This is a genomic window from Methylobacterium sp. J-076 (assembly GCF_022829405.1).
Taxonomy (GTDB): Bacteria; Pseudomonadota; Alphaproteobacteria; order Rhizobiales; family Beijerinckiaceae; genus Methylobacterium.
This window is the reverse complement of the sequence record NZ_JAKSXW010000133.1, coordinates 374,905-400,103: the sequence shown is the minus strand read 5'-3', so window position 1 is coordinate 400,103 and position 25,199 is coordinate 374,905. Positions and strand designations below refer to the sequence as shown.

24 protein-coding genes and 1 pseudogene are annotated in these 25,199 nt (G+C 71.5%); 11 read left to right on the top strand and 14 right to left on the bottom strand.

The window, feature by feature from the left end; translation table 11 throughout:
- Positions 1-285 precede the first annotated feature (285 nt).
- From MKK53_RS17350 to MKK53_RS17320, 7 genes and pseudogenes are all read right to left on the bottom strand, one after another.
- Positions 286-483: pseudogene (locus MKK53_RS17350) on the bottom strand (plasmid stabilization protein); the annotation flags it as partial.
- Between the two features lie 29 nt (positions 484-512).
- The gene (locus tag MKK53_RS17345) at positions 513-2,123 is read right to left on the bottom strand and encodes a histidine kinase famiy protein (RefSeq protein WP_243929934.1); all 1,611 of its coding nucleotides are present in this window, start codon (positions 2,121-2,123) and stop codon (positions 513-515) included.
- Between the two features lie 104 nt (positions 2,124-2,227).
- On the bottom strand, positions 2,228-3,352 hold the full coding sequence (locus MKK53_RS17340) for an acyltransferase family protein (RefSeq protein ID WP_243929933.1): 1,125 nt from the start codon (positions 3,350-3,352) through the stop codon (positions 2,228-2,230).
- The gene (locus tag MKK53_RS17335; protein ID WP_243929932.1) at positions 3,349-5,325 is read right to left on the bottom strand and encodes an AI-2E family transporter; all 1,977 of its coding nucleotides are present in this window, start codon (positions 5,323-5,325) and stop codon (positions 3,349-3,351) included. Before MKK53_RS17335 ends, MKK53_RS17340 begins: the two co-directional genes overlap by 4 nt.
- Positions 5,326-5,398: 73 nt before the next feature.
- The gene (locus MKK53_RS17330) at positions 5,399-5,779 is read right to left on the bottom strand and encodes a response regulator (protein ID WP_243929931.1); all 381 of its coding nucleotides are present in this window, start codon (positions 5,777-5,779) and stop codon (positions 5,399-5,401) included.
- Between the two features lie 175 nt (positions 5,780-5,954).
- Complete coding sequence (locus MKK53_RS17325) at positions 5,955-7,199, bottom strand: NAD(P)/FAD-dependent oxidoreductase (protein WP_243929930.1); 1,245 nt, start codon at positions 7,197-7,199, stop codon at positions 5,955-5,957.
- A 2-nt stretch (positions 7,200-7,201) separates the two neighbouring features.
- A complete protein-coding gene (locus MKK53_RS17320; protein WP_243929929.1) occupies positions 7,202-8,149 on the bottom strand; it encodes a LysR family transcriptional regulator in 948 nt (315 codons plus the stop codon).
- Positions 8,150-8,318: 169 nt separating this feature from the next.
- Between MKK53_RS17320 and MKK53_RS17315 the strand changes: the two genes are divergently transcribed.
- Genes MKK53_RS17315 through MKK53_RS17300 form a run of 4 tightly spaced genes read left to right on the top strand, consistent with a single transcriptional unit; the run spans position 8,319 to position 11,878 of the window.
- The gene (locus tag MKK53_RS17315) at positions 8,319-9,368 is read left to right on the top strand and encodes a class 1 fructose-bisphosphatase (protein ID WP_243929928.1); all 1,050 of its coding nucleotides are present in this window, start codon (positions 8,319-8,321) and stop codon (positions 9,366-9,368) included.
- 26 nt (positions 9,369-9,394) lie between these two features.
- Positions 9,395-10,255, top strand: coding sequence for a phosphoribulokinase (locus tag MKK53_RS17310; protein ID WP_243929927.1), 861 nt, complete (start codon positions 9,395-9,397; stop codon positions 10,253-10,255).
- Between the two features lie 46 nt (positions 10,256-10,301).
- Positions 10,302-10,988, top strand: a complete 687-nt coding sequence (gene rpe, locus MKK53_RS17305) for a ribulose-phosphate 3-epimerase (RefSeq protein WP_243929926.1) — start codon at positions 10,302-10,304, stop codon at positions 10,986-10,988.
- A 50-nt stretch (positions 10,989-11,038) separates the two neighbouring features.
- On the top strand, positions 11,039-11,878 hold the full coding sequence (locus MKK53_RS17300; RefSeq protein ID WP_243929964.1) for an EamA family transporter: 840 nt from the start codon (positions 11,039-11,041) through the stop codon (positions 11,876-11,878).
- On the opposite strand, the gene MKK53_RS17295 is transcribed toward MKK53_RS17300, so the two are convergent.
- The 4 genes from MKK53_RS17295 to MKK53_RS17280 form a co-directional block, all read right to left on the bottom strand.
- Positions 11,844-12,245 carry a PTS sugar transporter subunit IIA gene (locus MKK53_RS17295; protein WP_243929963.1) on the bottom strand — a complete coding sequence of 134 codons (402 nt, stop codon included), beginning with the start codon at positions 12,243-12,245 and terminating at the stop codon, positions 11,844-11,846. The genes MKK53_RS17300 and MKK53_RS17295 overlap by 35 nt on opposite strands.
- Positions 12,246-12,418: 173 nt before the next feature.
- Positions 12,419-12,859: an HPr kinase/phosphorylase gene (locus MKK53_RS17290; protein ID WP_243929925.1), complete on the bottom strand. Its 441-nt coding sequence runs from the start codon at positions 12,857-12,859 to the stop codon at positions 12,419-12,421.
- Entirely contained in the window at positions 12,859-14,613 is a 1,755-nt protein-coding gene (locus tag MKK53_RS17285) for a sensor histidine kinase (RefSeq protein WP_243929962.1), read from the bottom strand. The genes MKK53_RS17290 and MKK53_RS17285 overlap by 1 nt, the downstream gene beginning before the upstream one ends.
- A gap of 92 nt (positions 14,614-14,705) precedes the next feature.
- Positions 14,706-15,416 carry a response regulator transcription factor gene (locus MKK53_RS17280; RefSeq protein WP_238252065.1) on the bottom strand — a complete coding sequence of 237 codons (711 nt, stop codon included), beginning with the start codon at positions 15,414-15,416 and terminating at the stop codon, positions 14,706-14,708.
- Between the two features lie 230 nt (positions 15,417-15,646).
- Between MKK53_RS17280 and MKK53_RS17275 the strand changes: the two genes are divergently transcribed.
- The 3 genes from MKK53_RS17275 (at position 15,647) to lepA (ending at position 18,734) form a co-directional block, all read left to right on the top strand.
- Positions 15,647-16,465, top strand: coding sequence for a HugZ family protein (locus tag MKK53_RS17275; protein ID WP_243929924.1), 819 nt, complete (start codon positions 15,647-15,649; stop codon positions 16,463-16,465).
- A 54-nt stretch (positions 16,466-16,519) separates the two neighbouring features.
- The gene (locus MKK53_RS17270; protein WP_238201181.1) at positions 16,520-16,720 is read left to right on the top strand and encodes a hypothetical protein; all 201 of its coding nucleotides are present in this window, start codon (positions 16,520-16,522) and stop codon (positions 16,718-16,720) included.
- Positions 16,721-16,931: 211 nt separating this feature from the next.
- Positions 16,932-18,734 (top strand): translation elongation factor 4, encoded by a 1,803-nt coding sequence (gene lepA / locus MKK53_RS17265; protein WP_243929923.1) that lies wholly within the window; start codon positions 16,932-16,934, stop codon positions 18,732-18,734.
- Positions 18,735-18,880: 146 nt separating this feature from the next.
- Here lepA and MKK53_RS17260 read toward each other — a convergent pair whose 3' ends face one another.
- From MKK53_RS17260 to MKK53_RS17250, 3 genes are all read right to left on the bottom strand, one after another.
- The gene (locus MKK53_RS17260; protein WP_243929961.1) at positions 18,881-19,198 is read right to left on the bottom strand and encodes a c-type cytochrome; all 318 of its coding nucleotides are present in this window, start codon (positions 19,196-19,198) and stop codon (positions 18,881-18,883) included.
- A 228-nt stretch (positions 19,199-19,426) separates the two neighbouring features.
- The gene (locus tag MKK53_RS17255; RefSeq protein WP_243929922.1) at positions 19,427-20,695 is read right to left on the bottom strand and encodes a PQQ-dependent sugar dehydrogenase; all 1,269 of its coding nucleotides are present in this window, start codon (positions 20,693-20,695) and stop codon (positions 19,427-19,429) included.
- A gap of 110 nt (positions 20,696-20,805) precedes the next feature.
- Entirely contained in the window at positions 20,806-21,120 is a 315-nt protein-coding gene (locus tag MKK53_RS17250; protein WP_243929921.1) for a hypothetical protein, read from the bottom strand.
- A 297-nt stretch (positions 21,121-21,417) separates the two neighbouring features.
- On the opposite strand from MKK53_RS17250, the gene MKK53_RS17245 reads away from it, so the two are divergent.
- The 4 genes from MKK53_RS17245 (at position 21,418) to MKK53_RS17230 (ending at position 25,172) form a co-directional block, all read left to right on the top strand.
- Positions 21,418-22,050 carry a 2OG-Fe(II) oxygenase gene (locus MKK53_RS17245; RefSeq protein WP_243929920.1) on the top strand — a complete coding sequence of 211 codons (633 nt, stop codon included), beginning with the start codon at positions 21,418-21,420 and terminating at the stop codon, positions 22,048-22,050.
- A gap of 4 nt (positions 22,051-22,054) precedes the next feature.
- Positions 22,055-22,795, top strand: coding sequence for a peptidase inhibitor family I36 protein (locus MKK53_RS17240; RefSeq protein ID WP_243929919.1), 741 nt, complete (start codon positions 22,055-22,057; stop codon positions 22,793-22,795).
- Positions 22,796-22,925: 130 nt separating this feature from the next.
- Positions 22,926-24,320 carry an MFS transporter gene (locus MKK53_RS17235; RefSeq protein ID WP_243929918.1) on the top strand — a complete coding sequence of 465 codons (1,395 nt, stop codon included), beginning with the start codon at positions 22,926-22,928 and terminating at the stop codon, positions 24,318-24,320.
- Between the two features lie 57 nt (positions 24,321-24,377).
- The gene (locus MKK53_RS17230; RefSeq protein WP_243929917.1) at positions 24,378-25,172 is read left to right on the top strand and encodes an SDR family NAD(P)-dependent oxidoreductase; all 795 of its coding nucleotides are present in this window, start codon (positions 24,378-24,380) and stop codon (positions 25,170-25,172) included.
- Positions 25,173-25,199: the final 27 nt, after the last annotated feature.

Here is a 25,199-nt window from a genome sequence, read left to right as displayed (position 1 = left end):
GCGCCGGGTGCTTGGCTTCCTGGGTGCGTGGGTGTTCCTGGGCCTCCCCACCCGCCGGATCACCGGGGCGGCGAAGGTTCCCTTCGGCCTGGGCTTCGCCCTTCTGATCCCCGGGGGGCCGGGCCGATTCGCCAACCTCCCGTCGCTCGGCGCCAACGATTTTGGGCTTGTCGGCGGACGCAACGGTATCATGGTCGGGGACCGGTTCCGGGCACTTGCCCGGCCCGAGCATTCGGGGGGCCAGGCGGGCGCGGGGGGCACGTGGCCTTACTCCTTCGCCGCCTTGGCCTTGGGGGTGGGCTGGCGGGTCTTGCGGCCCGAGCCGCCCGGCTTCTTGCCGCCGCCGTCCTTCTTGTTGACGGTCGCCCAGGCCCGCGCCTCGGCGTCCTTCTCCGGCACGCCCCGGTCCTCGTAGGACTCGGCGATGTGCGCGGCCTTGCGCTTCTGCTTGTCGGTGTATGTGGACTTGTCGCCCTGCGCCATGGCCCGTCCTCCTCCCGGATGCGGCGGCCTCACGCGGCTCCGGTGGGGCCGTCGAGGATCACCCGCACCCGCCGGATCAGCTCCGTGCGGCGATAGGGCTTGTTCAGGATGTCGAATTCCGAACCCCCCACATCGGTGCGCTCCAGGCTCGCCTCCGCGTAGCCGGTGGCCAGCAGCACCTTGAGCCGCGGCTGGCGGCGGCGCGCCTCCCGGGCGAGGACCACGCCGTTCATGCCGCCGGGCATGATCATGTCGGTGAAGAGCAGGTCGACCCTCTCGCTCGCGTCGAGGATCTCCAGGGCCTCCCTGGCGCCTCCGGCCATCAGGACCGTGTAGCCGAAGTCGCGCAGGATGGTGCGGGCAAGCTCGGCCACGTCCTGCCGGTCATCGACCACGAGGATCGTCTCCGTCCCCGGCCGGTCGATGGTCCGCAGGGCGACCTTGGCCGGCATGGCCTGCTCGCCCTCGACGGCCGGGAAGGAGAGGTTCACGGTGGTGCCCGCGCCGACGGACGACTCGATCTGCGCCGCCCCGCCCGATTGCTTGGCGAAGCCGTAGACCATCGAAAGGCCGAGCCCGGTCCCCTTGCCCTCGTCCTTGGTCGTGAAGAACGGGTCCATCACCCGCGCCAGCACCGCCGACGGGATGCCGGTGCCGCTGTCGGCGATGGCGATGGAGGCGTAGCGCCCTTCGCGCAGGGGGCCGACCTCGTGGTCGGCGCTCACCCTCACCGTGCGATTCGCCGTGGCGATCCGCACGATGCCGCCGTCCGGCATCGCGTCGCGGGCGTTGATCAGGACGTTGAGGATCGCGACCTCGGCCTGGGTCGGGTCGACCCGGCAGTTCCACAGGTCCCCGGCGAGGTCGAACTCCACCCGCACCGCCTCGCCGACCGTGCGGGTAATCATCTCCTGCATGCCCTCGACGAGGGTGTTGAGGTTCACCGCGCGGCCATCCAGGCGCTGCTTGCGGGCGAAGGCGAGGAGCTGCTGCGTGAGCGTCGTGGCGCGCTCGGCCGCCTGGCGGATGTTGTCGGTGGCCCGCCCGAGCCGCGCCCGGTCGACATCGGGCTTCTCCAGCCCGGCGGCGAGGATGTCGACGTAGCCGACGATCACCTGGAGCAGGTTGTTGAAGTCGTGGGCGATGCCGCCGGTCAGCTGGCCCAGCGCCTCCATCGTCTGGGCCTGGCCCAGGGCGTCCTCCGCGTCGCGGCGGCGCGACACGTCGAGCTGCGAGGCGAAATAGTAGACGAGCTCGCCCGCAGTGTTGTGCACCGGCGAGACGAACAGCGCGTTCCAGAAGGTCGAGCCGTTCTTGCGGTAGTTCAGGATCTCCGTGGCGTATTCCCGCCGCTCGGCCACCGCCGCGCGGACGGCGGCGATGGTCTCGCGGTCCGTCTCCGGCCCCTGGAGAAAGCGGCAGTTGCGCCCCACCAGCTCCTCCGGCGCGTAGCCGGTCATCGCCACGAAGGCGCGGTTGGCGAAGATGATCGGGTTGTCGGGCTGGCGCGGATCGGTGACGATCATCGGCATCCGCGTCGTCTCGACGGCGGCGAAGAAGATCTCGCTCTTCGGGTCGGAGACCTCGGAGGGGGCGTCGTCGTTGACGCGGGTCCCGGGGGGCCGGGAGGACTCGGACATCGGTGCTGTCTCACGCATCCCGTCGGTCAGGGGCGACGGGGGGAATCGCGCTACCGGCGCGAACGGTTCCCCCAAGCTTGAGCGGAAATCCCGGGGGGCCGACGTCACCGGGCCGGGGCACTGGCGGCGGGCCGCTCCGCCTGCTGCCGCCGCAGGCGGCGGTACGACCGGCGCGCCGGGCCCTCGATGGCATGGTGGGACAGGGCCGCCGTGGCCACGAGGGCGGCGAGGTAGACGAGGCTGAGTTCGTCCCCGCGCCATGGGTCGGCGGTGGGCGGTCTCAGGCCGAGGGCCTTGATGGCGCTCTCCGTCAGCATCAGCAGGGGGATCTGGATCAGGTAGACCGAGTACGAGATCCGCCCCAGGACCTGCATCGGCCGGGTGCCGAGGGCCGCCGCCAGGGGCCCGCGATCCGTGCGCAGGGACGCCACCAGCACCGCGATGACGGGCGCGGCGAAGACCAGCCATCCGTGCCCGGCGCTGGCGATGGCGAGCAGGGCGGCGAGCGCCGGAAGCTGGAGCCGTTCGGTCCAGGCCGGGATGCGGCCGAGGGTGTGCAGCCGTTCGAGGAACACCCCCGTCGCGAAGCCCGCGAAGCAGCGCACGAGGCCTTCCCGGTGGGTCAGGTCGAGGGTGTCGAGGCGCCACGCCACCCCGGCCAGCACGACGATCCCCCCCAGCGCGCACCCGGCCAGGACGGCGGTGCGCCGCATCAGCCCGGCCCAGGCGGCGGCGGCGAAGACGATGTAGGCGCCGGCCTCCGCACTGATGCTCCAGCTCGGCGCGTTCCACCCGAAACGCGGGGCCGAGACCCAGCTCTGGAGCAGGAACAGGTTCTCCGTGAGTCCGGTGACGTCGTTGCTGCCGCTGAAGGGGGCCACGTCGGGATGGCCGCCCCGCCACTGCACCACCAGCTTCAGCCCCTCCATGGCCACGAGCAGGGCGAGCATCGCCAAGTGGAGCGGGTAGATCCGCAGCCAGCGCCGGCCGAGGAAGCGCCCCACCGCGCCGGGCGAGGCCGGCAGCTGCTCGCCGTAGGCATGGGCGATGACGAAGCCGGACAGGACGAAGAACACATCTACGGAGAGGTAGCCGCCTTTGACGAAGGGCACGAGGGGCAGGTGCGTCGGCCACCGGGCCATGACGTGGGTGAGCACCACCGTCACGGCCGCGACGCCCCTCAGGCCGTCGAGGGCGAGGAACCGGCCGTCGTGCCGCCGCTCGCTCACGCCATGGCGCCGGCGACGACCGGGGGCTGGTCCGGCACCGGCGCCGGCAGGGCCGGGCTGGGCCGGGGCACGGCACGGCTGGCTTCGAGCGCCGCCGACAGGCCGTCGTTCAGCGAGGTGACGAGGTCGTCCGCCGAGGTCGCCCGGCGTAGGCGGGCGAGGCTCGCCGGGTCCCGCTCCCGCCAGAAGCCGACGAGGACGCGCACGCCGGGGATGGCGGCCCGGGCCTGCCGCACGGTGAAGCGCACCTGCGAGAGGCTGACGGGTTCGAGGTAGGAGAAGCAGACCATCGCGATCCCCTCCGGCGCCTCCGGGCGCTCGCCGGCCCGGATCGCGGCCATCGACAGGGTCTGCGCGGCGAGGCCGTGCCGGGCGAGGGTCTGGCTCAGCATCAGCGTCGCCGCCTCGTCGAACGGGCCGCGGCTCGACACGCACAGGACCGGCCGGGCGCTCCGCCATGCCGGCGCGAGATCCTCCGGCCCGAGGACGATGGCCGCCTCCCGCCGGTCGGGCCCGACCGCGTCGAGGGCCGCCGCCGTCTCGGTGTCCGCGCCCCGGCTCGCCTTGCCGCGCCGGTTGCGTCGGGCGACCGGGCTCGCGCCCAGCCGGGCGACGACGGTGCGGATCGCCGAGCCCACCTCGTCCTGCCGCTCCCGGACCAGGGTCCCGCGGGAGAGGTCCTCCTGCGCCAGGAGCAGGCCGGCCAGGACGACCTGATCGTAATAGGTGACGAGGGCGCGCTCCTTCAGGAACTGCCGGCCCTGCTCGATCGCCTCGGCGGGGTCCCCCGCCAGCATCCGCTGGTAGAAGATCTCCGGGGGGGACAGGGCGGGCCGGTCCCCGAGCAGGACGTCGAGGTACCAAAGCCGTTCGACGTGGCGGCCGAGCACCACGAGGCAGACGGTGAGGGGCGTCGCCAGCACGAGGCCGATCGGCCCCCAGAGGAAGGTCCAGATCGTCGCGGAGAGGATCACCGCCACCGGGGAGAGGCCGGTGGAGTGGCCGTAGAGCAGCGGCTCGATCACGTGGCCGCAGAGGGGCTCGACCACGAGGAACAGGGCGACCGTCGAGATCACCATGGACCAGCCGGGATCCACCGCCGCGGCCAGGATCACCGGCAGCAGGGCGCTGATCGCCGCGCCGATATAGGGGACGAAGCGCAGGATCGCCGCCAGGACGCCGAACAGGGTCGGGCTCGGCACGCCGATGAACCCGAGGCCGAGGCCGATCACCACCCCGAAGGCGATGTTGAGGGCGAGCTGCGCCAGGAAGAACTTGGACAGCCGGCTGGTGGCGTCGTCGATCGCCGCCGTGGTCCGGCGCAGGTCGCCGGGGCCGACGAGGCGGATCGCCCGGTTCCGCAGATCCTCCCGCTGCATCAGGATGAAGATCGTGAAGATCAGGATCAGGCCGGTGGTGGCCAGCGGGTGGAGGACGGGGCCGGCGAAGGTCTGCAGCGTATCGAGGACGCTGGCCCGGGCCGGGCTCAGCTCCACGGTGAGGGGATGGGTCGGCGTGCCGGGCTCGCCCTTGTACTCCGCCGCCGCCGGGGGCTGGATCGCCGCGCCGAGGTCCTGGACCATGTCCACGAGCCGCGACAGGGAGCTTGAGCCGTCGGTGGCCCCGCGCAGGTCGCGGATCTTGTCGCGCATCACGAGGGTGTAGCGGGGCAGGTCCGTGGCGAGCTGGGACGCCTCGCTGGCGATCAGGCTGCCGATCCCGAACAGCGCGCCGAACACGATCACCACGACGAGCAGCACCGCCGGAGCCCGCGGCACCCGCACGCGCCGCAGCATCCGCACGAAGGGCGCCAGGACGAAGCTCAACAGGATCGCCAGGGTCACCGGCACGAGGATCTCGCGGCCGAAATACAGGGCCGCCATCACCCCGACGACGAGGAGGAACGAGGCGAGCGCCACGATGACCGGCAGCCCCTGCCGGAGGCGCTGCGCTGTGACGGGATCCTCGCTCACTGACACGCTCCCCTCGACCCTGTCCCAGAGGGGCAGCCGGACGCCGCCCCGCCCCGTCCCTTCGGCCCGTCCGTCACCCGGCCTGCGCCGTCTCTCCGAGCGCCGCGCTGATCTGGCTCAGCAGCTTGGAGAAATCGACGGGCTTGGGGTGGTAGTCGTCGCAGCCCGCCTGGATCGCCTTGTCCCGGTCCCCCGACATGGCGTGGGCCGTGAGCGCGATGATCGGGATCGCGCGTGTGTCGGCGCCGGCCTTGAGGGCGCGGGCAGCGGACCAGCCGTCCAGCACCGGCAGGTTCATGTCGAGCAGGATCACGTCCGGGCGGCCCGCCCGGGCCTGCTGGATGCCGGCCTCGCCGTCATGGGCGAGGATCACTTCGTAGCCTCGCCGCTTGAGGCGCCGGGACAGGAAGTCCCAGATCTCCTCATGATCCTCGACGAGCAAAATCTTCGCCATCCCGACCCCCATCGCCTCGACACGGCTCTGCGCCATCGCGCGGCGATGCACAATGCTCCGACCTGCTCCAACGCCCGCAAGCCCGATCCGGTCCATGCGGAGTGACGGTTCGGTGTGAATGAATGGAATATTCAGTCCCCGGGGTGCGCCCGGGACCGGTCCGTCGCGGTGCCGGTCAGGGCCGACCCATCGCCAGCGCCTTGAGGTCGAGCCGCGGGTCGGCGGCCTGCTCCGGGGTGAGGGGCGTGCCCGCCGCCAGCAGGCGCCGGGCGACCATGTGGTCCCCCGCCCGGTCGATCGATTCGACGGCGCTGAGGCGCCCGTCGCGGAAGCGGAAGACCGAGAAGGCCGCCTCCCCGCCGCGGACCACCGCCGCATCCCCCGGCGCCGACAGGCCGGCGATCTGGAGCTTGTGCGGGCCCTGGTCGCTCCAGAACCACGGCAGCGCCGCATAGGCCGCCGGGCGGCCGGCGAGGCGGGCGGCGAGGCAGCGGCCCTGGTCGATGGCGTTCTGCACCGACTCGATGCGGACCGTGCCGTCGCCGGGGAGCCCGTGGGCGAAGGGGCTGGGGAAGCGGGCGCAGTCGCCGATCGCCGAGACCGCCGGGTCGGGGGTGGCCAGGAAGGCATCGACCCGCACGCCGTCGCCGGCCGGCAACCCCGCGGCGGCGGCGAGCTCCGCGTTCGGCAGCACGCCGATGCCGACCACCACGAGGTCGGCCGGCAGCGTGCGCCCGTCCGCCAGGGCCACGGCCCGGACCCGGCCGCCGCTCCCCAGGATCTCCGTCACCCCCGCCGCGAAGGCGAAGCGCACGCCCATCGCCTCCTGTGCGCCGCGGAAGAAGGCGGCGGTCTCCTGCGAGACGGCCCGGGCCATCGGCCGCCCGGCGGCCTCCACGACGGTGACGGCGAGGCCGCGCCCGGCGGCGACCGCCGCGAATTCGAGGCCGATGAAGCCCGCGCCCACCACGACGATCCGCTCGGCCTCCCCGAGCGCCGCCTTCAGGGCGTCGGCGTCGGCGAGGCCGCGGATCTGGTGGACGCCCGCCAGATCCGCCCCCGGCACGGGCAGGGGCCGGTTGCGGGCGCCGGTGGCGAGGATCAGGTGGGCGTAGGGCAAGGCGGTGCCGTCGGCCAGGAGGAGCCGTCGCCCGTCCCGGTCGATCGCTGCGGCGGGGCTCGCCACGTGGCGGGCGATGCCGTGGTCGGCGAAGAAGGAGGCGGGGCGCAGGGCGAGGCCCTCGGCGTCGGTCTTGCCGGCGAGGTAGGCCTTCGACAGGGGCGGGCGCTGGTAGGGCAGGGCCGCCTCGTCGCCGACCAGGGCGAGGGCCCCCCGGTAGCCCCCCTCGCGCAGGGAGGCGGCCACCTGGAACCCCGCCTGCCCGGCGCCGACGACGACGATCCCGGCCTCCCCCGTCAACGTCAGCTCTCCTTGGCCGTGGGGGCCAGCTTGGCGATGGCGAGGCCGGGCAGCCAGCGGGCGCCGTCGCTCATCAGGTAACTCCACACGGCCGAGGCCGCCGGCCCGAGCACCTTGTCCGCCCGGCGCACGGCGTACCAGTCCCGCCGGATCGGCAGGCCGGCCACGTCGAGGACGGCGAGCCGCCCGCTCTCGACCTCGGCCGCCACGGAATGGGCGGAGAGCAGCGACAGCCCGAGCCCGGCCATCACCGCCTGCTTGATCGTCTCGTTCGAGCCGGTGTCGATGTCGAGCAGGGCGCGCTTCACCAGCACGCCGCTCATGAACTCCTCGAACACGGTGCGCGTGCCCGAGCCCTCCTCGCGCATGAAGAAGGCCTCATCGGAGAGGTCCGTCTTCGTCAGGCCTGTGCGGCCGGCGAGGGGATGGTCGGGGGCGGCCACCAGCACCAGGGGGTGGGGGCCGAAGGTCGCCGCCTCGATGGGAAAGTCCCGGGGCGGGCGGCCCATCACGGCGAAATCGATCTCGTAGCCGCGCAGCGCCTCCACCGTCTGGCCGCGGTTGCGCACCGACAGGCTGATCTCGACGCCCGGATGCAGCTTCGCGAAGCCGGCGATGACCTGCGGCGCGAAATACTTGGCCGTCGAGACCACGCCCAGGGCCACCCGTCCGCCGGAGATGCCGCGTAGGGAGCGCAGCCGGTCGGTGCAGGTCTCGAGGATGGTGTTGATGCTGTCGATCGCCCACAGCATCTCCCGGCCCGCATCGGTCGGCTTCAGCCCGGCGGGGGTGCGGTCGAACAGCAGGAGGCCGGCCTCCTCCTCCAGCTGGCGAATGCGCGCGTAGAGCGCGGCGGAGGTGACGTTCAACTCCTGTGCCGCCCGCGTCATGGTGCCCAGCTTGGCCACCGCCGCGACCGCCTGGAGCTGTTTCAGGGACAGGTTGCGCATCGGCCGCTTTTCGTTTTTTTTGATCGGTGCCGCAAGGCTGTGGAGATTTCTTGACGAGGGTATCCGCGGGTTCTTATCGATCGTGCCATATGGCTGGCTATGATGGGCGGCCCCGGACGGCTACAGACCCGTTCCCGGACATGGCAGCGCGACAGAAGGACAGAGGCCGATGGCGGATCTAGCGGTCGGGACCCCCCTCGACGTCTATCTCGCGCAGGTGACGCAGGCCGATGCCGGCCTGCACGACACCGCCGCGGTGGTCGCGGCCATCGCCGAGGCGGCGATCGGGATCAGCGCCGTGATCGGGCGCGGGGCGCTGGGCGGCGACCTCGCCGCCAGCGGCGAGCAGAACAGCGACGGCGACGTGCAGAAGGCGCTCGACGTCATCGCCCACGAGCGCGTCACGGAGGCACTGCGCGGCGCACCCGTGGCGACCGTGGCCTCCGAGGAGGCCGAGGGCGTGATGGTGCTGAACGCCGCGGCACCGCTGGCGGTGGCGATCGACCCCCTCGACGGCTCGTCGAACATCGGCGTCAACATGGCGGTGGGGACGGTGTTCGGCATCCGCCCCGTGGTGGCGGGCGAGGATGTGGAGGCGAGCTTCCGCACGCCGGGCACCACGCAGCTCGCGGCGGGCTTCGTCAGCTACGGCCCGGCCACCGCCCTGATCGTGACCTTCGGCCAGGGGACGCAGAGCTTCGTGCTGGACCGGGACCAGGGGAAGTTCCGCCTCACCGCCGCGGCCATGAAGATCCCCGCCGCCGCCAAGGAATACGCCGTCAACGCCTCGAACGCCCGGTTCTGGGACCCGCCGGTCAAGGCCTTCGTGGAGGATTGCCTGCGCGGGACCGAGGGGCCGCGCGACAAGGACTTCAACATGCGCTGGCTCGGCTCGATGGTGGCCGACATCCAGCGGGTGCTCACCCGGGGCGGCGTGTTCCTCTATCCGGGCGATTCCCGGAAGGGCTACGCCCGCGGGCGCCTGCGGCTGCTCTACGAGGTCGCCCCGGTCGCCATGCTGATCGAGCAGGCCGGCGGGGCGGCGACGGACGGCCAGGAGCGCATCCTCGATATGGTGGCCGCCGGCATCCACGAGCGCGCGCCGCTCGTCTGCGGCTCGACGGACGAGGTCGCCTGCGTCAGCACCTACTATGCCGGCGGCAAGCCGGATGCGGGCCGCTCGCCGCTGTTCGGGCAGCGGGGCCTGATGCGCCCCTGAGGGCCGGCCCTTCGCGGAACACGGCGATGTCGGCGCGCCATCCCATCATCTCGGTGACCGGCTCCTCGGGGTCCGGCACCACGTCGGTGCGCAACACCTTCGAGCAGATCTTCCGCCGGGAGGACGTCCACGCCGTCTTCATCGAGGGCGACGGCTTCCACGCCTTCGACCGGGACACGATGCGCCGGATGATGGCGCGGGAATCGACGCTGTCCCACTTCGCCCCCAAGGCGAACCTCCTGCCCGATCTGGAGGAGGTGTTCCGCGCCTATTCCGAATCGGGCGGCGGGCGGACCCGGCACTACGCGCACGATGCCCACGACGCCCGCCTCTACGGCATCCCCGAGGGCACCTTCTCCGATTGGGAGGACTTCCAGCCGGGCTCGGACCTGCTGTTCTACGAGGGGCTGCACGGTTGCGTGGTGAACGACCAGGTCGACATCGCCCGCTTCCCCGACCTCAAGATCGGGGTGGTGCCGGTGATCAACCTCGAATGGGTCCAGAAGCTGCACCGGGACCGCTCGTTCCGGGGCTATTCCACCGAGGCGGTCACGGACGTGATCCTGCGGCGGATGCCGGACTACGTGCAGACCATCTGCCCGCAATTCTCGTGGACGGACATCAACTTCCAGCGGGTGCCGACGGTGGACACCTCGAACCCGTTCATCGCCCGGTGGATTCCCACCGCCGACGAGTCCCTGGTGGTGATCCGCTTCAAGAACCCGAAGGGGATCGACTTCTCCTACCTCGTGTCGATGATCCACGATTCGTTCATGAGCCGGGCGAATTCCATCGTGATCCCCGGCGGCAAGCTCGACCTGGCGATGCAGCTCATCCTGACGCCGATCATCATGCAACTCGTGGAGCGGCGGCGACGGCTCGCCTGAGCGCCGCCCCGACGAGACCCACCCGACCCCCGCCGAAAGACCCGTGATGCTTCCACCCGTCATCGCCCCCTCGATCCTCTCGGCCGACTTCTCCCGGCTGGCGGAGGAGGTCCGGGCCGTGGAGGCCGCCGGGGCCGACTGGATCCACCTCGACGTGATGGACGGGCATTTCGTGCCCAACATCACCTTCGGCGCCCCGGTGGTGAAGGCCCTGCGGCCGCACACGCAGAAATACTTCGACGTCCACCTGATGATCGCCCCGGCCGATCCCTACCTCGCCGCCTTCGCGCAGGCGGGGGCGGACGGCATCACCGTCCATGCCGAGGCGGGGCCGCACATCCACCGCTCGCTGCAGACGATCCGCGACCTCGGCAAGCGCGCCGGCATCGCGGTGAACCCCGGCACCCCGGCCTCCGTGGTGGAGCCCCTCCTCGACATCGCCGACCTCGTGCTGGTGATGACCGTCAATCCCGGCTTCGGTGGGCAGAGCTTCCTGAAGAGCGCGATGGAGACCGTCTCGCGGGTGCGGGCCATGGTGGCGGGCCGGGACATCCGCATCGAGGTCGATGGCGGCATCGACGCCGAGACGGTGCGGCTGGCGAGCCGGGCGGGGGCCGACACGTTCGTGGCCGGCAACGCGGTGTTCGCCGCCGGCCCCGGCGAGTACGCCGCGCGCATCGCGGCGATCCGCGACGGCGCCGAAGGGGCGTCGGGCCGCAGCCTGTCGGTGTGACGCCCGGACCCCGCGGTCCCGCCCTCCCCATCGCCGCCCTGCTGGCGGGGATGGTGTCGCTGCAGGGCGGGGCGGCCATCGCCAAGGCGCTGTTCCCCGCCGTCGGCGCGGCCGGGACGGCGAGCCTGCGCGTCGGGTTCTCGGCCCTCGTCCTGCTGGCGGTCTGGCGCCCGTGGCGGCGCAGCCTGAGCGCCCGGGACGCCGGCTGGATCGCCCTCTACGGTGTGGCCCTCGGGGCCATGAACCTGCTGTTCTACCTCGCCCTGACCCGCCTGCCGATCGGGCCGGCGGTGGCCATCGAGTTCACCGGCCCCCTGCTGCTGGCCATCGCCGGATCCCGGCGCCGGATGGATTTCGCCTGGATCGCCCTGGCGGTGCTGGGCCTCGGCCTGCTCCTGCCCCTCGGGGGGAGCGGCGGCCTGGACCCCGTCGGGATCGCCCTGGCGCTCGCGGCCGGCGCGGCCTGGGCCCTCTACATCCTGTTCGGGCAGCGGGCGGGGCGGGTCGATGGCGGGCAGGCGGTGGCGCTGGGCATGCTGGCCGCCGCCCTCGTCGTCGCCCCCGCAGGCCTCGCGGAGGCGGGGGCGGCCCTGTTCGCCCCGGCGACCCTCGCCCTCGGCTTCGCCGTGGCGCTGCTGTCGAGCGCCCTGCCGTATTCCCTGGAGATGGTCGCCCTGCGCCGCCTCGACCGGACGACCTTCGGCGTGCTGATGAGCCTGGAGCCGGCGGTCGCCGCGGTGATGGCCTATGCCCTGATCGGCGAGGCGCTGAGCCCCGTGCAGGGGCTGGCCATCGCCCTAGTGATCGCGGCCTCGGCCGGCATCACCGTCTCGGGCGCCCGGCGTGGGGCGGCGGCTACTTCCCCGCCAGAACCCGTGACGCGACGTTGATGTATTTGCGCCCCGCCTCCTGGGCATGGAGCACCGCGTCGCCCAGGCTCTCCTCGTCGCGCACGCTGGCGAGCTTGATGAGCATGGGGAGGTTGATGCCCGCCACCACCTCGACCGAGCCGCCGTTCATACAGGACAGGGCAAGGTTGGAGGGGGTGCCGCCGAACATGTCGGTCAGCACGACGACCCCCTCACCGGTGTTCACGCGGCAGACCGCGGACATGATGTCCCGCCGCCGCAATTCCATATCGTCCTCCGGCCCGATCGTGATCGTTTCGATCTGATCCTGGGGGCCGACCACGTGTTCGAGAGCGGCCTTGAACTCGGTCGCGAGCAAACCGTGAGTGACGAGCACCATGCCAATCATCGACACGTGTTCCGACATCCTGTGTCGTCCGCCATGTTGTGCATTGCACAGATTCTCACAAGGCGATCGCGACTCTTTGCCCGCACTTCTCGGAAATCATGCCACGAGCCGAAGTCAGGCGCTACAGGCTGCAATGATCTGACACAAATCCCCCGACGTGTGCGGCTGCGAAGTCACGCTTCCCTGCGGCGCAGGGCGGCCCGCACCAGCAGCGGGGCGAGCCCCGCCCGGCGGGCCCCCGGTTCGAGGACGAGGCGGGGGAGGGAAATCCCGAGGATCAGCGCATCCTCCGGCGGGTCCGGCATCCGGGGCGCCGCGGCCACGAGGTCGATCGCCAGGGCGAGCACCGCCTCGGGCCGGGTGGCGAGGCCGAGGTCGTCCGCCGTGAGCAGGCCCTGCCCGCGGATCTCCACCCGTCCCGCCTCGCCCGGATGCGGCCGGGCGACGAGGCGCCCCTCCCGCACCGCGATGCGGACCCGGTCGTCGGCGACGAGGGCGCCGCCGGCCGAATCGGCGAGCTGGAGGGCGAGCGTCGACTTGCCCGCCCCCGAGGGGCCGAGGATCAGCACCCCCGCCTCGCCGAGGGCGACGCAGGCGGCGTGCAGGCTCTCCATCAGGCCGCGTGCTGCGAGAGCTGACGCGACGCGGCGGGCAGGCGCACGATGAAGCGGGCGCCGCGCACGGTGGGCTCGCCGTCCTCGTTGGGCACGCCGGGCCGGTTCTCGGCGCGGATCGTGCCCCGGTGCGCCTGGACGATCTGCCGGGAGATCGACAGGCCGAGGCCGGAATTCTGGCCGAAGCCCTGTTCCGGCCGGTCGGTGTAGAAGCGCTCGAAGATCCGCTCCAGGGCGTGTTCGGGGATGCCCGGCCCCTCGTCCTCGCAGACCAGCTCGATCTCGCCCCGCACCCGGCGCAGCGCCACCCGCACCTTGGCGTCGGAGGGCGAGAAGGAGCGGGCGTTGTCGAGGAGGTTGTTCACCACCTGCCCGAGGCGGCTGTCGTGGCCGATGATCGCGTAGGCCCCCTCCGGGTCGGTGGGGTCTAGGTCGAGCTGGATCAGGCAATCCTTCGGCCGCCGCCGCTCGTTCGCCACCGAGACGACGGTGGCGAGCAGCTTCTTGAGGTCGACCCGCCGGGCCTCGGCCCGGGCCAGCTCGGCATCGAGGCGGGAGGCGTCGGCGATGTCGCTGATCAGCCGGTCGAGGCGCTTCACGTCGTGCTGGATGATCGCCATCAGGCGCCCGCGGGAATCCTCGCTCTTGGCCAGCGGCAGGGTCTCGACGGCACTGCGCAGGGAGGTCAGCGGGTTCTTCAGCTCGTGGCTGACGTCGGCGGCGAAGTTCTCGATGGCGTCGATGCGCCGGTAGAGCGCCTGGGTCATGTCCCGCAGGGCACCGGAGAGATGGCCGATCTCGTCGGTCCGTTCGGTGAAGTCGGGGATCTCCTCGCGGGTCTTGATGCCCATGCGGACCTTCTCGGCCGCCTCGGCCAGCCGCCGGACGGGGCCGGCGATGGCCCCGGCGAGGAGGAAGGACAGCACCACCATCACCATGGCGGCGATCAGGAACACCTGGAACAGGCCGAACCGCTCGGAGGCGATCACCCGGTCGATGGCGTCGCCCTGGGTCGAGATCAGCAGGGCGCCGCGCACGGCGCCGGCCTTGTGGATCGGCACCGCCACCGACACCGTGGTCTCGCCCAACGCGTTCCGCCGCACGAGGCTGCCCCGGGCGCCGTTCATCGCCGCCTGGACCTCGCGCAGGGAGTGGCCGTTGACCGGCCCGGCCTCCTCCTGCGGCGCCGAGCGCCCGAACAGGCCGGTGAGCTTGGCGTGGACCGTGTCGAAGGCCGATTCGAGCAGGCCCGCCTTGTGCGGTCGCCCGGTCGCGAGGCCGGTCGCGGGGTCCTGGCGCGAGGCGTCGCCGCGCTTGAACAGGGTGCGGGTGTCGAACAGCAGCCCGCCTTCCTGGTCGTAGACCCGGGCGCGGTTGCCGGTGGGCGTCACGAGGCGGGCGAGCAGGGGGGCGACCCGTTCCGGATTCAGGGAGAAGGCGAGGGACTGCGCCTCCTCGTCCCCTTCGCCGGCCTGCTGCTGCAGGAGCCTGTCGGGGTCGATGCGGATCGTGTCCGGATCGACCGAGGCCGAGGCGGCGATGGCGCCCGCGATGATCTCGCCCTGGATGGCGAGGCTCTGGACCCTGGCCTGGATCAGGCCCTGGCGGAACTGGTTCAGGTAGAGGAAGCCGACGAGGAGCGCGATCAACCCGACGAGGTTGAGCACCACGATGCGCCGGGTGAGGCTGGACGACGCCCGCTGGCCCACCGCGTCCCACAGGGCGCGGGGCAGGCGCAGGGGGTAGGCGAGCATCTGGCCGAGCGTCGGCCGTGGCGGGGCGTCGTCGGCGGGCGAGGAGGAGGCGTGGGGTTGCGACACGGATGAGCGATCCGTCCTGGCCGGGATCACGCCTCCTTGAACCGGTAGCCGACGCCGTAGAGCGTCTCGATCATGTCGAAGCTCTGGTCGGTCGCCTTGAACTTCTTGCGCAGCCGCTTGATGTGGCTGTCGATGGTCCGGTCATCGACGTAGACCTGATCGTCGTAGGCCGCATCCATCAGGGCGTTGCGGCTCTTCACGACGCCCGGGCGGTGGGCGAGCGCCTGGAGGATCAGGAACTCGGTCACGGTCAGCGTCACCGCCTCGCCCTTCCAGGTGCAGGTGTGGCGCTCGGGGTCCATCATCAGCGCGCCGCGCTCGAGCGAGCGGGCCGCCGCCTCGGCCTCGCCCCGGGGCGGGGCGCCGGGGGCCTCCTTGGCGAAGCGCCGCAGCACCGCCTTCACCCGCTCCACCAGCAGGCGCTGGGAGAACGGCTTATGGATGAAGTCGTCCGCGCCCATCTTGAGGCCGAACAGCTCGTCGATCTCCTCGTCCTTCGAGGTGAGGAAGATCACCGGCAGGTCGGATTTCTGCCGCAGCCGCCGGAGCAGCTCCATCCCGTCCATGCGCGGCATCTTGATGTCGAAGATCGCGAGGTCGGGGGGCGAATGGCGCAGGCCGTCCAGGGCCGAGGCCCCGTCCGTGTAGGTCTGGATCCGGTAGCCTTCCGTCTCCAGGGCGATCGACACGGAGGTCAGGATATTCCGGTCGTCGTCGACGAGGGCAATGGTCGGCATGCGCGGGTCCCTGGCTGAACGGGGTCGGGCGCGGTCGCCGGCGAGGGCGGCCACGTCGCATCCCGGCCCCATCGGGGCTGGCGGAAGGCGCGAGGGCATACCGCCGCGGGAAGCGGTTCCCGCTCGCGTCGAGGGGGACGGGTGCTTTAATATGTTCCCTCAGAAAAAGCGAGCGGCGGTCATAGCTTGGCCGTAATCTTCGGGACCGCAGGCGGATCGGGGGGATGGCGATGGCTGAGACTTTGGGCGTATCCGAAGGGCCCCGCGGCCCGGCCCGGCCCCTTCCGGCGGCGGAGGCCCCGTTCGACGCGGTGGGGCTCGCCCGGCTGCTCCTGCGCGGCACCCGCTCCGGCGCCCTGGCCACCGTCGATGGGGAGAGCATGCCCTTCGCCTCCCTCGTGACCATCGCCACCGACGCGGACGGCACGCCGCTGATGCTGTTGTCGCGCCTGTCGGCCCATACCCGCAACCTGCTGGCCGATCCGCGCTGCTCCCTGCTGTTCAGCCAGGGCGGCAAGGGCGATCCCCTGGCCCATCCCCGCCTGACGGTGGTGGGCCGGGCGGCCCAGACCGGCGAGACCCGGGCGAGGGAGCGGTTCCTGGCCCGCCACCCCAAGGCCAAGCTCTACGCCGACTTCCCGGACTTCGCCTTCTTCGCCCTCGCGCCGGAGGCGGGGCACCTGAACGGCGGCTTCGCCAAGGCGGCGACCCTGACCCCGTCGGAACTCCTCCTCGACCTCGCGGGCAGGGAGGCCATCGTCGCGGGCGAGGCCGGCGCGGTGGCCCACATGAACGCCGACCACGCCGACGCGCTGGCGCTCTACGCCGCGGCGGCGGGGGAGAACGGGGCGTCCTGGCGCCTCAGCGGGCTCGATCCCGAGGGGATGGACCTGATGGCGGGCGACCGCACGGCCCGGGTCCTCTACCCCGAGCCGGTGGCCGATATGGGCGGCCTGCGCCGGAGCCTCGCGGCCATGGCCGCACAGGCGCGCTCGGGCGCGGAACCGGCCGCGGACGGGGGACCTGCGGGAGATTCAACCCGCGCGTGAGAGGATTGCATTGCCGGGATGGCAAATGGCGGCCAAACACCCCATATGGGCACCATGAACGATACGCATTCCGACACCTTTCCCTTCAGCCTCGAGGTTCATCCGGTCGGCGAGAGCGGCGCTCTCTACCAGTGGAGCATCCGCAAGCACGGAAAGCTCCACCAGCGCTCGGACCGGAAGCATCCCACCGAGGCCAAGGCCCGCTCCCATGGCGAGGCCGAGATCGAGCGTCTGATCCGCGACCGCGGACGGTAAGCTTCGACCCGAACGACACGAGCCGCCCGGAGCGCCCTCCGGGCGGCTTCGTTTCGTGTGGACATCCCCTCAGGTCGCCCCAGCATCGGCCCCGCGCTCGACGCTGTGGCGCCGCGCTGCTATCCCGCAGGCGCACGGCCGGCCCCTCTGCCGGCCCCCCGCGATCTGACGGCATGCGCCTCGACCGGCTGCGCGCCCGAACGGAACACCGATGACCGCCCCGATCGACACCATCCGCAACTTCTCGATCGTCGCCCATATCGACCACGGGAAATCGACGCTCGCCGACCGCCTGATCCAGGCCACCGGCACCGTGGCGCTCCGTGACATGAGCGAGCAGATGCTCGACTCGATGGACATCGAGAAGGAGCGCGGCATCACCATCAAGGCGCAGACCGTGCGCCTCGAATATCCGGCCAAGGACGGCCGGACCTACATCCTCAACCTGATGGACACGCCCGGCCACGTGGACTTCGCCTACGAGGTCTCGCGCTCGCTCGCCGCCTGCGAGGGTTCGCTGCTGGTGGTCGATGCGTCGCAGGGCGTCGAGGCGCAGACGCTGGCCAACGTCTACCAGGCGCTCGACGCCAATCACGAAATCGTGCCCGTCCTCAACAAGGTCGACCTTCCCGCCGCCGAGCCGGACCGGGTGAAGGAGCAGATTGAGGAGGTGATCGGCCTCGACGCCTCCGCGGCGGTGCCGATCTCGGCCAAGACCGGCCTGAACATCGACCTCGTGCTCGAGGCCATCGTCACCAGGCTGCCGCCGCCGAAGGGCGACCAGAGCGCCCCCCTCAAGGCCCTACTCGTGGACAGCTGGTACGACGCCTATCTCGGCGTCGTGGTGCTGGTGCGGATCGTGGACGGGGTGCTCAAGAAGGGCATGACCATCCGCATGATGGGGGCCGACGCGGTCTACGGCGTCGACCGGATCGGCGTGTTCCGCCCCAAGATGTCGGAGATCGACGCTTTGGGCCCGGGTGAGGTCGGCTTCTTCACCGGCTCGATCAAGGAGGTGGCCGACACCCGCGTCGGCGACACCATCACCGAGGACAAGCGCCAGACCACGGGGATGCTGCCGGGCTTCAAGGAAGTGCAGGCGGTGGTGTTCTGCGGCCTGTTCCCGGTGGACGCGGCCGAGTTCGAGAACCTGCGCTCGGCCATGGGCCGGCTCCGGCTCAACGATGCGTCGTTCTCCTACGAGATGGAGAGCTCGGCCGCCCTCGGCTTCGGCTTCCGCTGCGGCTTCCTCGGCCTGCTGCACCTGGAGATCATCCAGGAGCGGCTGGAGCGCGAGTTCAACCTCGACCTGATCTCCACCGCGCCCTCCGTGGTCTACCGCCTGCAGATGCGCGACGGCACGACCAAGGAACTGCACAACCCGGCCGACATGCCGGACGTGATGAAGATCGAGACCATCGAGGAGCCGTGGATCCGCGCCACGATCCTCACGCCCGACGACTATCTCGGCGGCGTGCTCAAGCTCTGCCAGGACCGGCGGGGCGTCCAGATCGACCTCAACTACGTCGGCAAGCGCGCCATGGTCATCTACGACCTGCCGCTCAACGAGGTGGTGTTCGATTTCTACGACCGGCTGAAGTCGATCTCGAAGGGCTACGCCTCCTTCGACTACCACGTGTCGGACTACCGCGAGGGCGACCTCGTGAAGATGTCGCTGCTGGTGAACGCCGAGCCGGTGGACGCCCTGTCGATGCTGGTCCACCGCACCCGCGCCGAATCGCGCGGCCGGGCCATGTGCGAGAAGCTGAAGGACCTGATTCCCCGCCACCTGTTCCAGATCCCGGTCCAGGCGGCGATCGGCGGCAAGATCATCGCCCGCGAGACCATCCGGGCGCTGTCCAAGGACGTGACCGCCAAGTGCTACGGCGGCGACATCTCGCGCAAGCGCAAGCTCCTCGACAAGCAGAAGGAGGGCAAGAAGAAGATGCGCCAGTTCGGCCGCGTGGAGATCCCGCAGGAGGCGTTCATCGCCGCCCTGAAGATGGACGATTGAGACGGCCGCGCCCCATATCTTTGTCCTCGCGAGCGCCAACCCCCGTCATTGCGAGCGGAGCGAAGCCATCCAGGGTTCCGCCAACGCCTCGAGACGTCCCGCTGCCCTGGATTGCTTCGCTCCCCTCGCAATGACGGAGAGGGTGTTCACCCCGGCGGCAGCACGTCGATCTGGATCCCCGCATAATACGCCGCCAAGTTCGCGATATCCGCGTCCGACAGTTCCTTCGCGACGACGTTCATGATCTCGTTCTGGCGCCGGCCCTCGCGGTACTCGGTGAGCTGCTTCACGAGATAGGGCTCGACCTGCCCGGCGAGGTTCGGGGCCTCCGGCAGCTTCGAAAGGCCGTCCATCCCGTGGCAGGTCTGGCAGGCGGTCGCGCGCTTCTTGCCGAGGGCGGCATCGCCGGCCTGCGCGCTCAGCGGCACCAGCGTGGCGGCGAGGATGAGAATCAGGCGGGTCATCGTCACGGGCTGCTTGTCCTGATGGCATTTCGACTCCCAGCCTTCTCCTGCTCACCCCCCCTCATCCTGAGGTGCCCGCCTTGGCGGGCCCCGAAGGAGGGTTCCAGGGATGACAGCGCTGGCTGGAACCCTCCGTCGAGGCCGCGTCGCGGCACCTCGGGATGAGGGGGAGGGATGGATGGCGGGTGGAAGAGGCCCCTCCCGAGAGAGGGGCCCGCTCCCGAGAGACTACTTCTCGTAGGAGATCCGATACACCGCCCCGGCGGAGTCGTCCGAGACGAGCAGCGAGCCGTCGAGCATCACCGCCACGTCCACCGGACGGCCGAGATACTCGCCGTCGCCGGTGAGCCAGCCCTCGGCGAAGGGCTTCACCGACTCCACCTTCCCGTCGGCGCCGAGCTTGGCGAACATCACCCGCGCGCCAACCGGCTGGGTGCGGTTCCACGAGCCGTGCTCGGCGATGAAGATGCCGCCCTTGTACGAGTCGGGGAACGACTTCCCGTTGTAGAAGGTCATGCCGAGATCGGCCGCGTGGGGCGGCAGCTCGGCCTTCGGCGCCACGGCGTCGGCGGGCGGGGTCTCGCTCTTGTACTCCACCGTCCGCACGGCGCCGCCGCCGAACCACGGGAAGCCGAAATTCTGCCCGGCCTTGCTGGCCTGGTTCAGCTCGCCCGGGGGCGTGTCGTCGCCCATGCCATCGACCTGGTTGTCCGTGAACCAGAGGCTCTTGTCGGTGGAGAAGTCCATGCCCACCGAGTTGCGGATGCCGGTGGCGTACACCTCCCGGTTCTTGCCGTCGGCGTCGATGCGGATGATCCCGCCGATGCCCTGCTTCCGGTACAGGTCCATCTTGCCCGCGGGCGGCACGTTGTAGGGCTGGCCGAGCGCGATGTAGGTCTTGCCGTCCGGCCCGACCCGGCAGACCCGGGCGGTGTGGTTGAAGCTCTCCTCGGAGGTGGGGATCAGCTCGCCCTGCTTGACCAGCACGCCGGCGGCGACGTCCGGGTTCTCGTAGAAGAACTCCGCCGCCGGGAAGGCCAGCACCCGGTTCTGCTCCACGACGGTGAGCACCCCGTCGCGGGAGAAGCAGACACCGTTGGGGATCTTGAAGTCGATGCCCGGAGCGAAGACCTTCACCTCGTCGGCGACCCGGTCCTTGTCCCGGTCGGTGACGGTGTAGACCTTCGACTTGCGGGTGCCGACGAACAGCACGCCGGCATTGGGCCCCACCGCCAGGGCGCGGGCATCGGGCACGACGGCGTAGAGGGCGATCTTGAAGCCGTCCGGCAGCTTCACCTTCGCGAGGTTCTTGGCGATCGCGTCGGCCCGGCGGCCGGTCTGCGGAATCTCCGGGGCGGCCTGCGTGTTCGTGCTGTGGAAGCCCTCGAGCTTCTCCAGGTCGTCGGTCTTGGCCTTGGTCTCGGCCGGGGCCGCCCCCTGCGCGAGGGCGGGCATGGCCACGCCCGCCAGGAGCGCGGCGAGAATCAGGGTTCGCATCGGGCAGTCTCTCCCCCAACCGCCCTGTCCACCGGGCGATGATGGGGAAGGATAGATCGCCGTCGATGGGGCACAAGGGAGTGGTGCGACGGAAACCCGCCCGCGTCCCGTCACCAGTTCCATTCTTCGAAGCCCGGCTCCCGGCAGCGGTAGCCGATCGGGCATTGCGGGTTGTCCCGCGTCGGCACGAAGCGCAGCTCGGAGATCTCGGACAGCTGGCACTGGTCGCGGTTGCGTACGAGACGCTCGGGCGGGCCGTTGGCGGCGATGACGATGTCGCCCTCGCGCTCCACCAGGGCCATGGCTTCGGCGCAGGTCATCCGGGCCGTCACGGAGCCCCGGGGCGGGCGCGCCTGGGCGCGGGCCGCCGTCCCGGCCGCGGCGGCGAGGGCGAAGAGGAGGAGGGCGAGGACCAACGGCCTCATCGCAGGTCGAACCGGATCCGAGATACGCACGCCCCGCGAGCTGTCGCGGGTGGCGCCATCCTGCACGGGCCCGCGGCCGGCGACTGTCACCGGAATGCGCCACCGGCCTTCTTTCGCCGTCGGCCCGCCGCATTCCGGGGCATAAATGTTCGGCGAGGGCACGTCGGCCCTAACAATTTGTGAACGCGATCTGCTTGCGGGCACACGCACAGCGTGATTCCCGTAGCTCTTCCGGTCCGGGCCAGGGTGATCGGCCCCTCGGACGGCCCTACGCGCGGCAGCCAGGGACAATCAGCGATGTCGGCTCTCTCGATCCTCGACGTTCAGGCGATTCGCGCGGCCCCCCTGTCCCGGGAGCCCTATCCCTACGCACTAGGGACGAACGTCCTGAACCGGGAGTCGATCGAGGAGATCCGCCGGGACTTCCCGGAAATCGGCAAGCCCGGCTATCTCACCGTCGATGAGGTCTCGCTGCGGGGCCGCTTCAAGGCGCTGATCGACGAACTGGAGAGCGACGAGTTCTCCCGCATCCTCGGCGAGAAGTTCGGCATCGACCTCGTCTCCTGCCCGCGCCTCACCACCATCATGAAGCGCAGCCAGCCGAAATACGGCGCGATCCACACCGACGGGCCGTCGAAGGTGCTGACGCTCCTCGTCTACATGAACGACGCCTGGGACGCCCCGGCCGCCGGCCGCCTGCGGGTGCTCTACGACGGCCGGAACTTCGAGCCCTTCGCCGTCGAGGTGCCGCCGACGATGGGGACGATGTTCGCCTTCCTCCGGGCGGACAATTCCTGGCACGGCCACGAGCCCTTCGAGGGCGAGCGCCGGGTGGTGCAGGTCGCTTGGCTGAAGGACGCCTCGGAGCTGGAGCGCAAGCGCAAGCGCAACCGCACCGCCCAGTTCCTGAAGGGCATCTTCGGTCGCTGACGCGATGGAGGCCGTGATCGATCCGGGGGAATGGCGCGGCGGGCTCCCCGCGACGACCTTCCCCCCGCCGTCTCACGAAGAGGCCGGGCGCAACGCCCTCGTGGCGCTCCCCCCGGCGCCGGCCGAGCCCTCCGACGGGGGGGCGCGGTCCCGCTACGTGATCCCGGCCGTGCTCATCGCCGGCTGGGGCGGCCTGTTCGCCTACTGCGCCGCCTACCTGCGCGAGGACCTTCCGTTCCGCCCGCAACCGGCCTCCGAGACGGCGAGGCGCACCGAGGAGCCGCCCCGGCGGGTGGTGCTGCTGCCGGACCCGCCGGCCGAACCGCCCCGGGCCGTCGCGCCGCCGGCTCCGGCCGAGGCGGACAAGCTCGCCGCCGCCGCGCCGGCGCCCGCGGCGGCCTCTCCGGTGGCTCTGGTGCCACCCAGACGGGTGGCCCCCGCCCCCGCCCCCGTCGACTATGTCGGCATCTGGGGGCCGACCCCCGCGGCCTGCCGCACCCCCTCCCGCCGCCGGGGCTACCTCCCCGCCACCATCACCGCCGACCGGGCGCGGGCGGGCCGGACCACCTGCGCGTTCCACGACGGGCACCACACCGGCAACACGTGGCTGATGGCGGCCGAGTGCACCGACCGCGGGCGCCGCTGGTCGTCTCAGGTCCGCCTCGTCGTCGATGGCGACCGCCTGACCTGGGCCAGCAGCCGGGGCGCGGCCACCTATGTCCGCTGCGGACGCCGGGCGGGCTGACCCGCGTCCGCAGCCGCGCCGTGACATAGGACACCGACAGCCCCTCGACGCTGCGCCGCGCCTGCGCGAGAGGGGGGGAGGCGTCGGCAGGGTCCGGGCCGTCCCATCCGTCGTCCGAGGAGCGCGCAGCATGGCTGATTTCGCGGCCGAACCCGCCGCGGCCCCTCCGCAGGACGGCATCCCGCCCCGGGAGCGGATGCTGGCGATGGCCGGGCTCAGCCTCGCCATGGCGATGGCCGTCCTCGACGGGGCGATCGTCAACGTGGCGCTGCCGGTCCTGGCCAAGGACCTCGGCGTGACGCCCGCGGACGCGATCTTCGTGGTGAACGCCTACCAAGTGGCCGTCACCGCGAGCCTCCTGCCCTTCGCCTCGCTCGGCGACATCTTCGGGTTCCGGCGCGTCTACCTGCCGGGGCTCGCGGTGTTCGTCGTCGCCTCCCTCGCCTGCGCCTTCGCGCCGAGCCTGACGCTGCTGATCGCCGCGCGGATCGTCCAGGGCTTGGGCGCCGCGGCGATCATGAGCGTCAACATCGGCTTCGTGCGCTTCATCTACCCGCACCGGATCATCGGCCAGGGCGTCGCCAACGTCGCCCTGGTGGTGGCGGTGGCCTCCGCGGCGGGGCCCACCGTCGCCGCGGCGATCCTGTCGGTGGCCGATTGGCCATGGCTGTTCCTCGTCAACGTGCCGGTGGGCCTGCTGGCGCTCACCGTGGCCTCGCGGACCCTGCCCGCCACCCCCGAAAGCCGCCGGCCCTTCGACGGGCTGAGCGCCCTCCTCAACGCCCTGACCTTCGGCCTGCTGATCATCGGCATCGACCGCCTCGGCGATCCCGGCGGGGCGGTGACCGGGGGCCTCGAGATCGCGGCCTCCCTCGTGTGCGGCACGGTGTTCGTGCGCCGGCAGGTCCGCCTGCCGGCGCCGCTCCTGCCGGTGGACCTCCTGCGGATCCGCGCCTTCGCCCTGTCCATGGCGACCTCGGTCTGCGCCTTCTCGGCCCAGATGGCCTCCTACGTGGCCCTGCCGTTCTACTTCCAGGACGTGCTCCACCTGTCGAGCACGCAGACCGGCTTCCTGCTCACCCCCTGGCCCATCGCCGTGGCGGTGATGGCGCCGATCTCGGGCCGGCTGGCGGACCGCTACCCGCCGGGGCTCCTCGGCGGGGCCGGCCTCGCCGTGCTGGCGCTCGGCATCGCCTGCGTCGCCGCCCTGCCGGCGGACGCGTCCGTAGCGGACATCGTGTGGCGCCTCACCCTCTGCGGGCTCGGCTTCGGCCTGTTCCAGTCGCCGAACAACCGGGTCATCGTCACCTCGGCCCCCCGGGAGCGGAGCGGCGGTGCCAGCGGCATGCAATCGACGGCGCGGCTCACCGGCCAGTCCCTCGGGGCGGCCCTCGTCGCGGTGCTGTTCGGGCTCACCCACGGCCTCGGCCCATCCCGGGCGGTGACGCTCTCCCTGTCCTGCGCGGTGGCGCTGGCCGCCGTCGGCGCCTGCGCCAGTGTCCTGCGGTGGCAGCGGAGGGTGTAAGGATAGCCCATCGGGGCCGCGCCGGCCGCGGCCCCTCAACCGAAAGAAAGAACTCCCATGGACCTCGATCTCAGCGGACGCAGGGCCCTCGTGACGGGCTCGACCGGCGGCATCGGCTACGCCATCGCCAAGGCCCTCTGCGACCTCGGGGCGGAGGTCGGCATCAACGGGCGTACCGTCGAGCGGGTCGATGCGGCGCTGGCGAAGCTGCGGGGCGAGGCCAGCGCGGGCCGGGCCTTCGCCGCCGTGGGCGACGTGTCCGACGCGGCGGGGGCGGACGCCCTGGTCGCCGCCCACCCCCACCTCGACATCCTCGTCAACAACACCGGCATCTTCGAGCCGAAGCCGTTCTTCGAGATTCCCGATGCCGACTGGCAGCGCTTCTTCGATGTGAACGTGATGAGCGGCGTGCGCCTGTCGCGGGGCTACACGCCCGGTATGGTCGAGCGCGGCTGGGGCCGGGTGATCTTCATCTCGAGCGAATCCGCCCTCAACGTCCCGACCGAGATGGTCCACTACGGCATGACGAAGACCGCCCAGCTCTCGATCGCCCGCGGCCTCGCGCAGACGGTGGCCGGGAGCGGCGTGACCGTGAACAGCGTCCTGCCGGGGCCGACCCTGTCCGAGGGCGTGGAGACGTTTCTCCGGCAGATGAGCGGCAGCGCCACCGGCGACATCGAAGAAGTCGGCCGCCAGTTCGTGGCCGAACACCGCCCGACCTCGCTGATCCGGCGATTGGCCAAGGTCGAGGAGGTCGCCAGCCTCGTCGCCTACCTCTGCAGCCCGGCCGCCAGCGCGACGACGGGCGCTGCCATGAGGGTCGATGGCGGCGTCCTGCAGTATCTTGCCTGATCGGGGCTGAGGCCCCGCCGGACCTGC

Coding starts and splice junctions, on each gene's coding strand:
- MKK53_RS17345 (WP_243929934.1), bottom strand. CDS start 2,123: ATGTCCGAGTCCTCCCGGCCCCCCGGGACCCGCGTCAACGACGACGCC.
- MKK53_RS17330 (WP_243929931.1), bottom strand. CDS start 5,779: ATGGCGAAGATTTTGCTCGTCGAGGATCATGAGGAGATCTGGGACTTC.
- MKK53_RS17320 (WP_243929929.1), bottom strand. CDS start 8,149: ATGCGCAACCTGTCCCTGAAACAGCTCCAGGCGGTCGCGGCGGTGGCC.
- MKK53_RS17315 (WP_243929928.1), top strand. CDS start 8,319: ATGGCGGATCTAGCGGTCGGGACCCCCCTCGACGTCTATCTCGCGCAG.
- MKK53_RS17310 (WP_243929927.1), top strand. CDS start 9,395: ATGTCGGCGCGCCATCCCATCATCTCGGTGACCGGCTCCTCGGGGTCC.
- rpe (WP_243929926.1), top strand. CDS start 10,302: ATGCTTCCACCCGTCATCGCCCCCTCGATCCTCTCGGCCGACTTCTCC.
- MKK53_RS17300 (WP_243929964.1), top strand. CDS start 11,039: ATGGTGTCGCTGCAGGGCGGGGCGGCCATCGCCAAGGCGCTGTTCCCC.
- MKK53_RS17295 (WP_243929963.1), bottom strand. CDS start 12,245: ATGATTGGCATGGTGCTCGTCACTCACGGTTTGCTCGCGACCGAGTTC.
- MKK53_RS17290 (WP_243929925.1), bottom strand. CDS start 12,859: ATGGAGAGCCTGCACGCCGCCTGCGTCGCCCTCGGCGAGGCGGGGGTG.
- MKK53_RS17285 (WP_243929962.1), bottom strand. CDS start 14,613: ATGCTCGCCTACCCCCTGCGCCTGCCCCGCGCCCTGTGGGACGCGGTG.
- MKK53_RS17280 (WP_238252065.1), bottom strand. CDS start 15,416: ATGCCGACCATTGCCCTCGTCGACGACGACCGGAATATCCTGACCTCC.
- MKK53_RS17275 (WP_243929924.1), top strand. CDS start 15,647: ATGGCTGAGACTTTGGGCGTATCCGAAGGGCCCCGCGGCCCGGCCCGG.
- MKK53_RS17270 (WP_238201181.1), top strand. CDS start 16,520: ATGAACGATACGCATTCCGACACCTTTCCCTTCAGCCTCGAGGTTCAT.
- lepA (WP_243929923.1), top strand. CDS start 16,932: ATGACCGCCCCGATCGACACCATCCGCAACTTCTCGATCGTCGCCCAT.
- MKK53_RS17260 (WP_243929961.1), bottom strand. CDS start 19,198: ATGACCCGCCTGATTCTCATCCTCGCCGCCACGCTGGTGCCGCTGAGC.
- MKK53_RS17255 (WP_243929922.1), bottom strand. CDS start 20,695: ATGCGAACCCTGATTCTCGCCGCGCTCCTGGCGGGCGTGGCCATGCCC.
- MKK53_RS17250 (WP_243929921.1), bottom strand. CDS start 21,120: ATGAGGCCGTTGGTCCTCGCCCTCCTCCTCTTCGCCCTCGCCGCCGCG.
- MKK53_RS17245 (WP_243929920.1), top strand. CDS start 21,418: ATGTCGGCTCTCTCGATCCTCGACGTTCAGGCGATTCGCGCGGCCCCC.
- MKK53_RS17240 (WP_243929919.1), top strand. CDS start 22,055: ATGGAGGCCGTGATCGATCCGGGGGAATGGCGCGGCGGGCTCCCCGCG.
- MKK53_RS17235 (WP_243929918.1), top strand. CDS start 22,926: ATGGCTGATTTCGCGGCCGAACCCGCCGCGGCCCCTCCGCAGGACGGC.
- MKK53_RS17230 (WP_243929917.1), top strand. CDS start 24,378: ATGGACCTCGATCTCAGCGGACGCAGGGCCCTCGTGACGGGCTCGACC.